The organism is Kitasatospora sp. NPDC088134 (genome assembly GCF_044741705.1).
In the GTDB taxonomy this organism is placed as follows: domain Bacteria; phylum Actinomycetota; class Actinomycetes; order Streptomycetales; family Streptomycetaceae; genus Kitasatospora.
Window position 1 is genome coordinate 483,901 of the sequence record NZ_JBIUTD010000001.1, and the last position, 14,124, is coordinate 498,024.

At 74.9% G+C, this 14,124-nt stretch carries 13 protein-coding genes; 3 read left to right on the plus strand and 10 right to left on the minus strand.

Annotation, left to right across the window (positions count from 1 at the left end; translation table 11 throughout):
* Nucleotides 1–90: 90 nt before the first annotated feature.
* The 3 genes from ACIOHG_RS02070 to ACIOHG_RS02080 form a co-directional block, all read right to left on the minus strand.
* Complete coding sequence (locus ACIOHG_RS02070) at nucleotides 91–2,151, minus strand: MDR family MFS transporter (protein ID WP_400944263.1); 2,061 nt, start codon at nucleotides 2,149–2,151, stop codon at nucleotides 91–93.
* Nucleotides 2,152–2,257: 106 nt separating this feature from the next.
* On the minus strand, nucleotides 2,258–3,853 hold the full coding sequence (locus tag ACIOHG_RS02075) for a serine/threonine-protein kinase (RefSeq protein WP_400944265.1): 1,596 nt from the start codon (nucleotides 3,851–3,853) through the stop codon (nucleotides 2,258–2,260).
* 162 nt (nucleotides 3,854–4,015) lie between these two features.
* Nucleotides 4,016–4,927, minus strand: coding sequence for a helix-turn-helix domain-containing protein (locus ACIOHG_RS02080; RefSeq protein WP_400944267.1), 912 nt, complete (start codon nucleotides 4,925–4,927; stop codon nucleotides 4,016–4,018).
* 88 nt (nucleotides 4,928–5,015) lie between these two features.
* Between ACIOHG_RS02080 and ACIOHG_RS02085 the strand changes: the two genes are divergently transcribed.
* Together ACIOHG_RS02085 and ACIOHG_RS02090 are read left to right on the plus strand one after the other, a co-directional pair.
* Nucleotides 5,016–5,993, plus strand: coding sequence for a LacI family DNA-binding transcriptional regulator (locus tag ACIOHG_RS02085; protein WP_400944269.1), 978 nt, complete (start codon nucleotides 5,016–5,018; stop codon nucleotides 5,991–5,993).
* 55 nt (nucleotides 5,994–6,048) lie between these two features.
* On the plus strand, nucleotides 6,049–7,212 hold the full coding sequence (locus ACIOHG_RS02090) for an alpha-hydroxy-acid oxidizing protein (protein WP_400944271.1): 1,164 nt from the start codon (nucleotides 6,049–6,051) through the stop codon (nucleotides 7,210–7,212).
* 203 nt (nucleotides 7,213–7,415) lie between these two features.
* Here ACIOHG_RS02090 and ACIOHG_RS02095 read toward each other — a convergent pair whose 3' ends face one another.
* Both ACIOHG_RS02095 and ACIOHG_RS02100 read right to left on the minus strand, forming a co-directional pair.
* Complete coding sequence (locus ACIOHG_RS02095; RefSeq protein WP_400944273.1) at nucleotides 7,416–7,868, minus strand: ATP-binding protein; 453 nt, start codon at nucleotides 7,866–7,868, stop codon at nucleotides 7,416–7,418.
* Nucleotides 7,869–8,222: 354 nt separating this feature from the next.
* Nucleotides 8,223–8,705, minus strand: a complete 483-nt coding sequence (locus ACIOHG_RS02100; RefSeq protein WP_400944275.1) for an Lrp/AsnC family transcriptional regulator — start codon at nucleotides 8,703–8,705, stop codon at nucleotides 8,223–8,225.
* A gap of 111 nt (nucleotides 8,706–8,816) precedes the next feature.
* On the opposite strand from ACIOHG_RS02100, the gene ACIOHG_RS02105 reads away from it, so the two are divergent.
* Complete coding sequence (locus tag ACIOHG_RS02105; RefSeq protein WP_400944276.1) at nucleotides 8,817–9,968, plus strand: trans-sulfuration enzyme family protein; 1,152 nt, start codon at nucleotides 8,817–8,819, stop codon at nucleotides 9,966–9,968.
* A gap of 64 nt (nucleotides 9,969–10,032) precedes the next feature.
* On the opposite strand, the gene ACIOHG_RS02110 is transcribed toward ACIOHG_RS02105, so the two are convergent.
* The 5 genes from ACIOHG_RS02110 to ACIOHG_RS02130 all read right to left on the minus strand — a co-directional run bounded on the left by ACIOHG_RS02110 (nucleotide 10,033) and on the right by ACIOHG_RS02130 (nucleotide 13,929).
* Nucleotides 10,033–10,842 (minus strand): DUF1028 domain-containing protein, encoded by an 810-nt coding sequence (locus ACIOHG_RS02110; protein ID WP_400944278.1) that lies wholly within the window; start codon nucleotides 10,840–10,842, stop codon nucleotides 10,033–10,035.
* A 426-nt stretch (nucleotides 10,843–11,268) separates the two neighbouring features.
* Nucleotides 11,269–11,580 (minus strand): GNAT family N-acetyltransferase, encoded by a 312-nt coding sequence (locus ACIOHG_RS02115; RefSeq protein ID WP_400944280.1) that lies wholly within the window; start codon nucleotides 11,578–11,580, stop codon nucleotides 11,269–11,271.
* A gap of 19 nt (nucleotides 11,581–11,599) precedes the next feature.
* Nucleotides 11,600–12,229 (minus strand): FMN reductase, encoded by a 630-nt coding sequence (locus tag ACIOHG_RS02120; protein ID WP_400944282.1) that lies wholly within the window; start codon nucleotides 12,227–12,229, stop codon nucleotides 11,600–11,602.
* Nucleotides 12,226–13,317 carry an LLM class flavin-dependent oxidoreductase gene (locus tag ACIOHG_RS02125; protein WP_400944284.1) on the minus strand — a complete coding sequence of 364 codons (1,092 nt, stop codon included), beginning with the start codon at nucleotides 13,315–13,317 and terminating at the stop codon, nucleotides 12,226–12,228. Before ACIOHG_RS02125 ends, ACIOHG_RS02120 begins: the two co-directional genes overlap by 4 nt.
* Nucleotides 13,318–13,383: 66 nt before the next feature.
* Nucleotides 13,384–13,929: a PadR family transcriptional regulator gene (locus ACIOHG_RS02130; RefSeq protein WP_400944286.1), complete on the minus strand. Its 546-nt coding sequence runs from the start codon at nucleotides 13,927–13,929 to the stop codon at nucleotides 13,384–13,386.
* Nucleotides 13,930–14,124 lie beyond the last annotated feature (195 nt).

Sequence of the window (14,124 nt, forward strand, 5' to 3'; positions counted from 1 at the left end):
CAGCCTAGAGAGTCCGGCGGCCCCGGCCGGGCAGGGGTGCCTCGGACGGGGCCGCCGGTCGTGGGAGGTGGCAGCGGGGGTGACGGGCCGTCAGCGGCGGCCGGCGAGCAGGGTGCCGTGTTCGGGGAGGCCCTCGGCCAGGTCCTCGGCGATCATCCGCTTGGCGATGGCGTCGGCGGCGGCGCGCAGTTCGGCGCTGCGCGGGCGGCCGCGGTCCTCCTCCAGGCGGTGGTTGAGCCAGGCCGACCAGGCCCGGGTGATGGTGGCGACCTCGTGCTCGCCAGCCGGGGTGTGCGCGTAGAAGCCGTTGCGGGCCTCCAGGAAGCCCTCGGCGGTCATCCGGTCGAAGACCGGCTGCAGGACCTCCGGGGGGATCCGGCGGCGGGCGGCGATCAGGTTGAGGGTGGCGTGGCCGACGGTGCGGGTGAACAGTTCGACCTGCATGACGGCCCAGGCGCCGGCCACGTCCAGCCGGGTGCCGGAGGAGTGGACGACCTGGCGGGCGGTGTCCGGCCCGGCGCTGCCGAGCAGCTTGGCGACGGCGAGTTCGAGCACCTTCGCGGAGTCGCCGGAGCTCGGCTGGGCGAAGCCCTCGCCCATGTCGGTCGAGGTGGCGCGGGCGGTGTCGCGGAGCTTGACCTGCCGGAGGAAGAGCGCGACCACGAAGCCGAGCAGCGCGACCGGCACCGTCCACAGGAAGACGGTGTGCAGCGAGTCCGCGTACGCCTGGATGACCGGCCGGGCCTGCTCGGCGGGCAGTTCGTGGACGCCGTGCGGGTTCTGCGCGGCGGCGGCGATCCGCCGCGGGTCGGCGCCGGCCCGGGCGGCCGCGGCGATGCCGTCGGCGAGGTTGGTCTTCAGGGTGTTGGCGTAGATGGTGCCGAAGACGGCGGTGCCGAACGAGGAGCCGAGGGTGCGGAAGAAGGTGACGCCGGAGGTGGCGGTGCCGAGGTCGGCGTAGTCGACGGTGTTCTGCACGGCGATGGTGAGCACCTGCATGCACAGGCCGATGCCGACGCCGAGCACGAACATGTAGAGGCTGGCGAGCCAGGCGCTGGTGCCGACGTCGAGCAGCGACAGCAGGTAGAGGCCGACGGCCATCACCAGCGAGCCGACGATCGGGAAGACCCGGTAGTGGCCGGTCTTGGAGACCACGTTGCCGCTGAAGATCGAGGCGATCAGCAGGCCGAGCACCATCGGCAGGGTGCGCACGCCGGAGACGGTCGCCGAGTCGCCGTCCACGTACTGCAGGAAGGTCGGCAGGAAGGTCATCGCGCCGAGCATGGCGAAGCCGACGATGAAGGAGAGGATCGAGCAGACCGTGAAGACCTGGTTGCGGAACAGCCGCATCGGCAGCATGGGTTCGGCGGCCCGGGTCTCCACCCAGCAGAACAGGCCGAGCGCCAGCACGCCGCCGGCGAACAGCGCGACGATCACCGGGGAGCCCCAGGCGTACTCGTTGCCGCCCCAACTGGTCGCCAGGATCAGGGCGCTGGCGCCGACCGCGACCAGCGCGATGCCCAGGTAGTCGACGACCGGGCGGGCGGCGGTGCGGACCACCGGGATGTTCCGGGCGGCGGCGATCACCACCAGGATCGCGATCGGCACGTTCACGTAGAACGCCCAGCGCCAGGACAGGTGGTCGGTGAACAGGCCGCCGAGCAGCGGGCCGATCACGGTGGAGACGCCGAAGACCGCGCCGATCGCGCCCTGGTACTTGCCGCGTTCGCGCAGCGGGATGACGTCGGCGATCAGCGCCATCGAGGTGACCATCAGACCGCCGGCGCCGATGCCCTGGACCGCCCGCCAGGCGATCAGCAGCAGCATGTCGGTGGACAGGCCGCACAGGAAGGAGCCGGTGATGAAGACGATCGCGGAGACCTGGAAGACGATCTTCCGGCCGAACAGGTCACCGAACTTGCCGACCAGCGCCGTGGTGACGGTCTCGGCCAGCAGGTAGGCGGTCACCACCCAGGACATGTGGGACGCGCCGCCGAGGTCGGCCACGATGGTCGGCAGCGCGGTGCCGACGATGGTCTGGTCGAGGGCGGCCAGCAGCATCCCCAGCATGATGGTGCCGAACACGACGTTGCGCTGCCGCCGGTCGAGGACGGGCGGCGCGGCCTGGCTGACTTCGCTGGTGGTGGTCACCGTGAAATCGTCACATTTCATGACTGTATGTCCGACCTGACACTCCGACACGCCGCAGAACGCTCCGCCGATCGTGCGACGGGGACGGCGCCCCGCCGCGCCCCGGTCAGCGGCGGGCCATCTCGCCGGTGAAGGCGCCCTGGACGAAGTGGAGCGAGCCGTCCGCGTTCAGGGTGATCGTGCCGTCGCCGGGCAGGGGCGTGCAGCCGGGGTTGCTGGTCTCGGGGAGGGGCCGGAAGACCAGGCGGGTCGCGGCGCTGGAGATCAGGACGGCCTTGTTGGTGCAGACGACCCGGCCGGTCCCGGTGCCGCCGTCGCTCTGCACGTCGGCCAACGGCTCGCCGACCCCGCCCTGGTGGACGGTGAACCGGACCGACATCCGCAGGCTGCCGGCGGCCGCGGCGATCGGGCCCTCGAAGGTGCCGAGGAAAGGCGCCGGAACGGAGCCGGCCTCCGCACTCGGGGGCGGGACCGCCGCCGGGGAGGTCGACGGCCCGCCGCCGGCGCCGGGCCGGAACCCGCCGGTGGCCGCCCAGACGCCGAGGCCGGCCAGCAGCGCGGCCGCGGCCCCGGTCGCAACCAGCGGCAGCCAGCGGCGCCCGGCCGGGCGGGCGGGCCCGGTGGGCGCAGTGGGTCCGGCGGGCGCCGCAGGTCCGGTGGCCGCGCCCGGACCGGGGTACGGGTACGGGCCGGGCGGGGCCGCCGGACCGGCCGGGTACGCGGGGGCGGGCTGCGGCATCGGCGGGGGCGGGCCGAAGCCCGGGGACGGCGGCGCGGGGTGCTCCCCCGGCAGCGGGCGGGACTCCAGGTCGAGCAGGGCGACGGCCATCCGGGCGACCTCCTCGGAGACCGCCGGGGGCAGCCAGCCGCGCCCGCCCAGCACGGTCTGCCCGGGCCCGGGGCCCGCGAGGCGCTCGCGGACCTGCGCGGGCAGCGGCCGGCGCTCCGGCTCCTTGGCCAGGCAGTCCCGCACCAGCGCGAGCAACCCGTCGTCCATCGGGCCGAGTTCGGGCTCCTCGTGGACGATCCGGTAGAGCAGTCCGGCGGCGCTGTCCTGCTCGCCGAACGGGGCCCGGCCGGTGGCGGCGACGGCCAGCAGCGCGCCGAGGGCGAACACGTCGCCGGGCGGGCCGGCGGGGCGGCCCATCGCCTGCTCGGGCGACATGAAGCCAGGCGAGCCGACCACGTGCCCGGACCTGGTGAGGGCCGTGGCGGCATCCAGCGCGCGGGCGATGCCGAAGTCGATCAGGCGCGGCCCGTCCGGCGCCAGCAGCACGTTGGAGGGCTTGACGTCCCGGTGCACCAGGCCGAGGGCGTGCACCGCCGCCAGCGCGTCGGCCAGGCCGGCGCCCAGCGCCCGGACGGTGGCGGGCGGCAGCGGGCCGTGGCGGTGGACCGCCTGGGCGAGCGAGGGCCCCGCGACGTAGCCGGTGGCGACCCACGGCTGCGGGCCCTCGGTGTCGGCGTCCAGCACGGGCGCGGTCCACCGGCCGCCGACCCGGCGGGCCGCGGCCACCTCCTGCTGGAAGCGCCGGCGGAACTCGGGGTCGGCGGCGAACTCCTGACGGACCGTCTTGACGGCGACCGTGCGCCCGCCCGCCGTCCGGCCGAGGAACACCTCGCCCATCCCGCCCGCCCCGAGCCGGCCGAGCAGCCGGTACGGCCCCACCGCGTGCGGATCGTCCGCGCCGAGAGTCTCCAAGGTCCTGTGGCTCCTAAGCTCCGGGCCCCCCGGCCCGCCGTCCTCACGGGCGCCGTGGGGCAGGCGGGGGTTCGACGACAGACCCTAGAGGGCGGCGGGGGCCGGACGGTGGTGATCGGCCGATTCCGGACCGGATCGGAACCCGACGGTGACGCGGCCGGGTCAGGGGCGGTCGGCGGCGCCGCGGATCTCGGTGCGGAAGGCGATCGGGGTGGTGCCGGTGCGCTGGTGGAAGAACTTGGCGAAGTTGGCGGCGTCGGCGAAGCCGAGGTGGCCGGCGATCCGGGCGGCCGAGCTGTCGCTGTGCGCGAGCAGCCGCTTGGCCTCCAGCACGACCCGGCGGTCGATGAACTCCTTGGCGCCGACGCCCGCCGCGGCCAGGGTGGCCCGGGACAGCGTCCGGGGCGCGTAGCCGAGCAGCCGGGCGTAGTCCTCGACCCGACGGGTGCGGGTGTAGCCGTGCTCGACGGCCTCCCGGAAGCGCCGGTAGGTCTCGCCGGGCTCGGCGGCGGCGCTGCCGCACGGGACGGCCGGGTTGGCCAGCCGCAGCAGCAGCGCGGCCAGCAGGTGCCGCAGCAGGGCGTGGTGGATCTCGGCGGGCAGGTCGGCGCCGGCCGCGTACTCGTGGTGCAGGTGGCCCACGGCGTGCCGGAGGGCGTCGCGGTCGGCCCCGGCGGTGTGCACGACGGCGGCGGCGAAGACGTCGTCGAGGCGGGCGGCGGCGACCGTCGCGGGGTCGGGGAAGCCGGGTTCGAACAGCACCAGGGTGCCGTCGGCGTCGCCGAGTTCGCCCCACTGCTGGACCTGGCCGGGCCGGACCCAGAGCCAGCTGCCGGGGCCGAGCTCGTGCGCGGCGAAGTCGACGGTGTGCCGCAGGGTGCCGCGGTCCAGGGTGAGCAGGTGGTGGAAGGCGGGCCGCTGCGGGCGGTGGAAGGCCCGGTCGGTGGCGGTGGCGCGGCGGGCCCGCAGTTCGGCGAGGGTCAGCACCTCGACGCCGGGGGGCGCGCCGGGCGGCGCGGTGAACGGGACCTCGGGGATCGCCGTCCCGGACGCCTGGGTCTCGTTCGCTCGCATGGTCACCACTTCCGGGTTCAGGCTACCTCCGGTGGATCTTCCGCCGGGAGCGCGGCGGTACGGTCGGGGCACCGGAGGAGGGAGCGGGATGGAGCGTCGGCCGACCTTGCACGACGTGGCGCGCGAGGCGCGGGTGAGCGCCAAGACGGTGTCGCGGGTGCTGAACGGGGACGGGCCGGTGGCGGCGCAGACCCGGGAGCGGGTGCTGGCGGCGGTCGGGCGGCTGGGGTTCCGGCCGAACCTGCTGGCCCGCAGCATCCGCACCGGCGGGCCGGACGCCACCGTCGGGCTGGTGCTGTCGGACCTGGCGAACCCGTTCTTCGGGGCGCTGGCGGGCGGCGTGGAGGAGGCGGTGCGCGGGCGCGGGCTGACGGTGCTGCTGGGCTGCTCGGGCGGGGACGCGGCGCGCGAGGCCGAGGTGGTGGGGGCGTTCCTGGCCCGGCGGGCCGCTGCGCTGCTGGTGGTGCCGGCGGACGGCGGGGAGGCGTCGGCGGCGGCCCGGGCGGCGGGCGTGCCGCTGGTGTACCTGGACCGGCCGGGGCCCGACGCGGACTGCGTGGTCTCCTCGAACCGGGCGGGGGCCCGGGCGGGCGTGGCGCACCTGCTGGCGGCGGGGCACCGCCGGATCGGCTTCCTCGGCGACCTGCCGGCCTCGATGTACACCCGGCGGGAGCGGCTGGCGGGCTGGCGGGAGGCCCTGGCGGCGGCGGAGCTGCCCGCGCCGGACGACCTGGTGGCGGGCGCCCGGACGGTCGCCGGGGCCGAGCGGGCGGCGCTGGCCCTGCTCGCCCTGCCGGAGCCGCCGACGGCGCTGTTCGCCTCGAACGTGAACGCGGCGACGGGCGCGCTGCTGGCCCTGGGCCGCGCGGGCCGCCGGGACGTGGCGCTGCTGTCCTTCGACGACCTCCCGCTGGCCGAGGTGCTGGACCCGCCGCTGTCGGCGGTCGCCCAGGACCCGGCCCGGCTGGGCGCGACGGCGGCCCGGCTGGCCCTGGCCCGGCTGGACGGGGACACCACGCCGCCGCGCACCGAGACCGTCCCGACCCGGCTGGTGCTGCGCCCTTGACCACCTGTCGGTGACCGCTGGAGGGTGGCCTTCCCCAGCACCCCGAGGAGCGCGGATGGCCCCCCAGTTCGGCGACTACCAGAACGAGATCTACTTCGAGGCGCTGTTCGGCGTCGCCCCGAGGTACCCGATGACGTACGCGGGCCTGGCCGAGCGGGCGCGGCACGCGCTGGCGCCGGAGCTGTGGTCGTACGTGGCGGGCGGGGCGGGCGACGAGCACACCCAGCGGGCCAACGCGGCGGCGTTCGAGCGCTGGGGGCTGGTGCCGCGGATGCTGGTCGGCGCGAAGGAGCGGGACCTGCGGGTGGAGCTGTTCGGCCTGGAGCTGCCCTCGCCGCTGTTCCTGGCCCCGGTGGGGGTGCTGGGGCTGTGCGCGCCGGACGGGCACGGCGACCTGGCCGCGGCCCGGGCGGCGGCCCGGACGGGGGTGCCGATGGTGGCGTCCACGCTCTCGGTGGACCCGCTGGAGGCGGTGGCGGCGGAGCTGGGCGGCACGCCCGGCTTCTTCCAGCTGTACACGCCGACCGACCGGGAGCTGGCCGAGTCGCTGGTGCGCCGGGCGGAGACCGCCGGGTTCAGGGCGCTGGTGGTCACCCTGGACACCTGGGTGACCGGCTGGCGGCCGCGCGACCTGGGCAGCGGGAGCTTCCCGCAGCTGCGCGGGCACTGCCTGGCGAACTACACCTCCGACCCGGTGTTCCGGGCCGGCCTGGCGGACCCGGACGGGGACCCGCGCGGCGCGGTGATGGACTGGGTGCGGATCTTCGGCAACCCGCTGACCTGGGACGACCTGCCCTGGCTGCGCTCGCTGACCACGCTGCCGATCGTCCTGAAGGGCCTGTGCCACCCGGAGGACGTGCGGCGGGCCAAGGACGCGGGCGTCGACGGGGTCTACTGCTCGAACCACGGCGGCCGGCAGGCGAACGGCGGGCTGCCCGCGCTGGAGTCGCTGGCCGAGGTGGTCGAGGCGGCGGACGGCCTGCCGGTGCTGTTCGACTCGGGGGTGCGCAGCGGCACGGACGCGGTGAAGGCGCTGGCGCTGGGGGCGACGGCGGTCGGCGTGGGGCGGCCGTACGTGTACGGGGCGGCGCTGGGCGGCGAGGCGGGGGTGGTGCACGTGCTGCGCTCGCTGCTGGCGGAGGCGGACCTGCTGATGGCGGTGGACGGCTACCCGTCGCTGGCGGACCTGCGGGTGCCGGGGGCGCTGCGCCGCTGCTGAGCGGCCGCGCCCGAGATGCGCCCGAGTCGCGTCGGGGGCCGTACCGGGGGCCGCCTTATTGCGCATTGCTTGCAATAACGGGTCGTATGCAGCAGAGTGGAGCCGCGGGGTCGTCCGACGATCGTCTTCCCAACCGGCGTCCGCCGGGACGCGGCGCCGGCCCCGCGCCAGCTTCCGCCGCGCCGCACTGCGGTGCAGCGCGCTCAGCCGAGGGCGGCGGCCCCGTCCAGCGGCAGCCGGACCACCATGGTCTTGCCGCCGCCGTCCCGGTCGGCCAGCGTCTCGGTGCCGCCGCCGGCCAGCGCGGCCAGCTCGTGCACCAGGCTCAGGCCCCAGCCGCCGCTGCCGTCCTGGTGCGGCACCTCGGGGCGCTGCGGACAGTGCGGGTGGCGGTCGTGCACCCGGACCGTCAATTCGTCGAGCGCGAAGTCGAGTTGGAGCGTGGTGCGCGGCGAGCGGGGGGCCGCGTGGCGGACCGCGTTGGTGACCAGCTCGCTGACCACCAGCAGCACGGTGTCGGTCAGCGGGTGGTCCGCGTCCAGCCCGCGGGCGGCGAGTTCGGCCCGCACGCTGCGGCGCGCCTCGGGCACGGACGCGGGTACGGTCGCCAGGCTCAGACAGAAGCGCACGGCCTGGGGCGGGTCCGCGACAGCCATGGTCGGTCCCTTCACGACAGGGGCGACCGGGTGGGGAGCGGGGAACGCCGTTGTCCGGCCGCGTCGGGGCTCGGCGGCACTGCCCCGTCCGAACGACGTCCGAGCGGCATCCGGACCACCGGACAGCTCACCGATGCTCACCACGGTAAGGCCGAACGGCCCGATCTGCGGCGGCGGATGCTGGACAGTGGCCACAATCCGCCACCACCCGCCGCACCCCGGGGACCGTGTCCGACGACCCGCCGGATCCCCTCGGCCCCGGCACCCCGGAGAGCACCCCGCACCGGCGGGCGCCGGCCGCCCCCGGCCCGCAAGCCGCCGAGCGCGGTCGTCCGCAACTGTCCTGACGGTTCGTCAGACCAGCGGGCGGGAGCCGGCGATCCGCTCGAACACCAGGTTGGTGCGGGTCTGCGCGACCGCCGGATGCGTCGTCAGGTGGTCGACCACGAAGCAGCGCAGCGCCTCCGGGTCGGCCACCGCCACGTGCAGCAGGTAGTCGTCGCTGCCCGCCATGTGGAACACCGCCAGCACCCCCGGCAGGTCCGGTGCGGCGGCCCGGAACGAGCCGTTCTGCTCCCGGGTGTGCGCCCGCAGCCGCACCGAGATCATCGCCTGCAGCGGCAGCCCCACCGCCGGCAGGTCCACCTCCGCGTGGTACCCGGAGATCACCCCGCGCCCGCGCAGCGCCCGCACCCGGGCCAGGCAGGTCGACGGTGCCACCCCCACCAGCTCCGCCAGCGCGTTGTTCGCCGTCCGGGCGTCGGCCCGCAGCGCCCGGACGATCGCCCGGTCCACCTCGTCCAGCTCGGCCGCCCGGGGCCGTGGAAAGTTCGGCACGCCCCCAGCGTGACGGCCCGCACCGAACATCCGCAAGACCCCGGACGCGTTCACCGAACGATCAACCGGAGCCCTGGCCGATCCGCGCCGGCAAGTTCACCATCGAGCCCCATGAGCCGACTCGACACCCGAGCCGTGCACGCCGGCCGCGAGGACCTCGCCGGACTCGGCACGCACGTCCCCCCGCTCGACCTGTCCACCACCTACCCGGTCCCGGACCTCACCGCCGGCGGCGACGCCTACCAGGCCCTGGCCACCGGCGGCCGTCCGCCCGCCGAGGGCGGCCTGGTCTACCAGCGCCTGTGGAACCCCACCGTCGCCCGCTTCGAACAGGCCCTGGCCGAACTGGAGGGCTGCGCCCAGGCGGTGGCCTTCTCCTCCGGCATGGCCGCGCTCACCGCCTGCCTGCTGGCCGCCGCCGCCGAGGGCCGCCGGCACGTGGTCGCGCTGCGCCCGCTGTACGGCGGCTCCGACCACCTGCTCGACTCCGGCCTGCTCGGCACCGAGGTCACCTGGGCCACCCCCGACGCCCTCGCCGCCGCGCTGCGCCCCGACACCGGCCTGGTCCTGGTCGAGACCCCCGGCAACCCCACCCTCGACCTGCTCGACCTCGCCGCGGTCGCCGAGCGCTGCGGCGACGTCCCGCTGCTGGTCGACAACACCTTCGCCACCCCCGTGCTGCAGAACCCGGCCGCGTTCGGCGCCACCCTGGTGCTGCACTCCGCCACCAAGGCGATCGGCGGCCACGGCGACGTGCTGGCCGGCGCGGTCGCCTGCACCACCGAGTGGGCCGAGCGGCTGCGCCGGGTCCGCGCCGTCACCGGCGCGATCCTGCACCCGCTGGCCGGCTACCTGCTGCACCGCGGCCTGCAGACGCTGCCGCTGCGGGTGCGCGCCGCGTCCGCGTCCGCCGCCCGGATCGCCGACTGGCTGGCCGAACAGCCCGAGGTCGCCGCCGTGCACTACCCCGGCCGCTCCGGCTCCCCGCTGCTCGGCACCCAACTGCGCGGCGGCGGAAGCACGTTGGCCTTCGAGGCGGCCGGCGGCTTCGCGCACGCCGCGCTGATCGCCGAACGCTGCGAGCTGATCACCCACGCGGTCTCGCTCGGCGGTGTCGACACCCTGATCCAGCACCCCGCCTCGCTCACCCACCGCCCGGTGGCCGCCGCCCACAAGCCCGCCCCCGGCGTGCTGCGGCTCTCGGTCGGCCTGGAGGACCCGGAGGACCTGATCGCCGACCTCGCCAAGGCACTCATCGCCTGACCGGAGACGGCCCGACAGCCCGACGGCCCGGTGACCGCCCCCGCCCCGGGGCACCGCCGGGCCGTCAGCCCCGCGCCGCCGCCCGCAGGTGGGCCAGCACCAGCGGATCGATCCGCCCCGCCACCAGCCGGCCCTCCAGGTTCTCCACCCCGGCCCAGCGGTCCAGCGAGTCGTACCCCACCAGCACGAGCAACTCCGCTACCTCCTGGGCCAGTTCACCCTCCACCGGAAGCAGCTCGGCCGGGTCCGGCGTACCGTGCAGCACCTCGTGGATGCCCAGCAGCCGACCCAACTCCCGCACCGGGTCCGGGTGGTCGTCCACCCGCAGGTCGTACGCGAGATCCCCCCACCCGGCGATCCCCCGGCCCGGCGTGACCACGTACAGCGCGGCGCTCTGCCGCCCGCGGGCGTCGCCGCCCGCCGCGTCACCGGCCGCGAGAGCGGACACCAGCCGGTCCGCGAAGGGGAGTTCGACCGAGGCCAGCCACACTGCCTCGATGTCCCGGACCACCTCCGGCCCGGTCAGGACGTTCCCCTGAATCGCGTACCCCTCCCCCGCGACCCCGCCCGCCCACGGCAGGCACTCCTCCCCCGTGAACGTCGCCCCGCCCCCCGTCGGCCCCACCACCCCGAGCTGCCGGTGCACCCGCCCGTCGTCCGCCGCGAGCAACGCGGCCACCACGCCCTCCGGCCCGACCCCGCTGCGCAACATCGCCAGCCCCTGCGGCCGGTACGCGACATTGGCCCACGCCTGCGTCGCCAACGCCCCGGAACCGGCCTCGGCGGCCGGCACCAGGGCACCCACGGCAAGGAACTTGCTGGCCACGGCGATCCCGAAGGCATCCCCGTCCCGGGCCACGATGGAGAAGGTCACGACGGCCGACCCTAACCCCCGCCCGAACATCCGTCCACGCCCCAAGATCACCCGGCACATTCCGGCAAACCGGAGCACTCCCGCGGAACCCCGCCAGGGGCCCGCTGGGAGCGAAGCTCCAGGGGCCCGGGGGACGAAGCTCCAGGGGCCCGGGGGGCGAAGCCCCAGGGGCCCGGGGAACGGCGGAGCCGAGTGGCTGGTGTCCGACAGGCCGCTAAGCGCTGACCCCGTTTCGGGCCGAAGGTCCTTTGGCCGACGCCCCGTAGCGCCCCACTGCGCTCCGGCGATCAGCCTCTCGGCCCCGCCGTTCCCCGGGCCCCTGATGACTCGGCGTCTGCCGTAGAGTTTCCCCGGGCCCCTGAGTACTTCGTCTGCCGAATGGTTCCCCGGCCCCTGAAAACACGTCCTCCCGGACCCTTGCCGTGCTCAGAGGTCGAACTTGCCCCGCTTCTCCGCCGGAACGAGGTCCGTGTACTCCGGGTGCTTGGCGATCCAGCCGCGGATGAAGGGGCAGTACGGCAGCACGCTGCCGCCGCGGGCGCGGACGGTGTCGAGGGCGGCGCGGGCCAGCTTCCCGCCCAGGCCCTGGCCCTCGAAGGCCGGGTCGATGACGGTGTGGACGAAAGCGACCGTGCTGCCGCCGTCGCGGAGCTGGTATTCGGCGAAGCCCGCGAGCCCGGCCTCGGTGCGGATCTCGAAGCGGTTCTCTTCGGCGTTGTCGACGACCTGCGGTTCCATCGGTTCTGCTCCTCGGTGGTCAGCGGACGCGGAGCGCCGCGAGTTGCTGTTCGAACGGGACGACCTGCTCGGCAGCCCGGGCCTGGGGGGCGGCGCCGGCCGGGCGGCCGGAGAGCTGGGTGGCGAGTTCGCCGGCGGCGCGGTCGATCCGGCCGGCCAGGGAGCCGTCGGCGCCGTTCGCGCCCCAGTCCTCGGAGGCGGCGAAGACCGCGGTGGGGACGACCACGGCCCGCAGGTGTGCGAACAGCGGCCGCATCGCGTGCTCCAGCGCCAGGGAGTGCCGGGCGGTGCCGCCGGTCGCGGCGATCAGCACGGGCTTCCCGGTGAGCGCGTCCCGGTCGAGGACGTCGACGAAGGACTTGAACAGGCCGCTGTAGGAGGCGGAGAAGATCGGCGTGACGGCGATCAGGGCGTCCGCCTCCTCGACCGCCCGGAGGGCGTCGCGCAGCGCGGGCGGCGGGAAGCCGGTGACCAGGTTGTCGGCGATGTCCCGGGCGAGCTCCCGGAGTTCGACCACCCGGACGTCCACCTCCCGTCCGGCGGTGCGCAGTTCGCGGGCGGTGGCCTCGGCGAGCCGGTCGGCGAGCAGCCGGGTGGAGGACGGCACGGAGAGCCCGGCCGTCACCACCACCAGGTTCAGCGCGCTCACTTGGCGATCTCCTGTTCCTGACGTGCCGCCACCAGTGCGGCGTGGGTGGGTCCTTCGGGGACGTCGGCGGGGCGGCCGACGGCGAACTCCTTGCGCAGCACCGGGACGACCTCCTCGCCGAGCAGGTCGAGCTGTTCGAGGACGGTCTTCAGCGGGAGTCCGGCGTGGTCCATCAGGAACAGCTGGCGCTGGTAGTCGCCGAAGCTCTCCCGGAAGGTCAGGGTCTTCTCGATGACCTCCTGCGGGCTGCCGACGGTGAGCGGGGTCTGCTCGGTGAACTCCTCCAGCGAGGGGCCGTGGCCGTAGACGGGGGCGTTGTCGAAGTAGGGGCGGAACTCGCGCACCGCGTCCTGGGAGTTCTTCCGCATGAAGAGCTGGCCGCCGAGGCCGACGATCGCCTGCTCGGGGGTGCCGTGGCCGTAGTGGGCGTAGCGCTCGCGGTAGAGGCCGATCAGGCGCTGGAAGTGGTCCTTGGGCCAGAAGATGTTGTTGGCGAAGAAGCCGTCGCCGTAGTAGGCGGCCTGTTCGGCGATCTCGGGGCTGCGGATGGAGCCGTGCCAGACGAACGGCGGGGTGTCGTCGAGCGGGCGCGGGGTGGAGGTGAAGGACTGCAGCGGGGTGCGGAAGCGGCCCTGCCAGTCGACGTCCTCCTCGCGCCAGAGCTGGTGCAGCAGCGCGTAGTTCTCGACGGCGAGCGGGATGCCCTGGCGGATGTCCTTGCCGAACCAGGGGTAGACGGGGCCGGTGTTGCCGCGGCCCATCATCAGGTCGACTCGGCCGTCGGCGAGGTGCTGGAGCATGGCGAAGTCCTCGGCGATCTTCACCGGGTCGTTGGTGGTGATCAGCGTGGTGGACGTGGAGAGGATCAGCTTCTCGGTGCGGGCCGCGACGTACCCGAGCATGGTGGTGGGCGAGGAGGGCACGAACGGCGGGTTGTGGTGCTCGCCGGTGGCGAAGACGTCCAGGCCGACCTCCTCGGCCTTGAGCGCGATGGCCACCATGGCCTTGATCCGCTCGTGCTCGGTCGGGGTCCGCCCGCTGGTGGGGTCGGTGGTCACGTCTCCGACGCTGAAGATGCCGAACTGCACCGCTCTCAACTCCTTCGAGGTTGATTCAACATTCAACCACCCTCGACAACGGGCCGCCACCCGCCCCTATTCCCGAGGCCCGTCCCCGCCCCCGCACTCCCCCAGCGCCTCGTCCAGCCAGGCCAGCCAGAACGACTCCAGCTGGATGCCGCCGCGCAGCACCAGGTGCTGGAGGCGGTTCTCGGTGGCGGCGGCCTCCGGCGGGAAGTCCCGGCGCTCGATCTCCAGGTACTCGTCCAACTGCGCGCGGTGCAGCGCCCGGTGCCGGGCCAGCTCCGCCTCCAGGCCGTCCTCGCCGAGCACGGCGGCGGCCCGCAGGCGCAGCAGCAGCGGGTCGCGGACCGGCTTGGGGTCCTGCCGCTGCCCGACCCAGGCGCGCAGTGCTGCCCGCCCGGCGGGCAGCACCTCGTACTCCTTGCGCTGCCCGCGCCCCGCGCCGGGGGCCAGCGCCCGGACCAGCCCGTCGCGCTCCAGCCGGGCCAGTTCGCGGTAGATCTGCTGGTGCGTCGCGGACCAGAAGAACCCGATCGACCGGTCGAACCGCCGGGTCAACTCCAGCCCCGAGGACGGCTTCTCCAGCAGGGCGGTGAGGATCGCGTGCGGCAATGACATGCGGCGATCGTACGGGCCGCCCGGCTCCAGCAGCCGCCGCGCCTTCCACGCACCGACGGGAATCACCCGGGTCGCACGCATAACACCTTCATCACTTTTGCCAATCATTTACCTTCAAATAACTATCCCTTTTGATGACCAGTCACCATATGTACCATTTTCTCCTTTTCTTACGATCCGTACACGCTCCGCCGC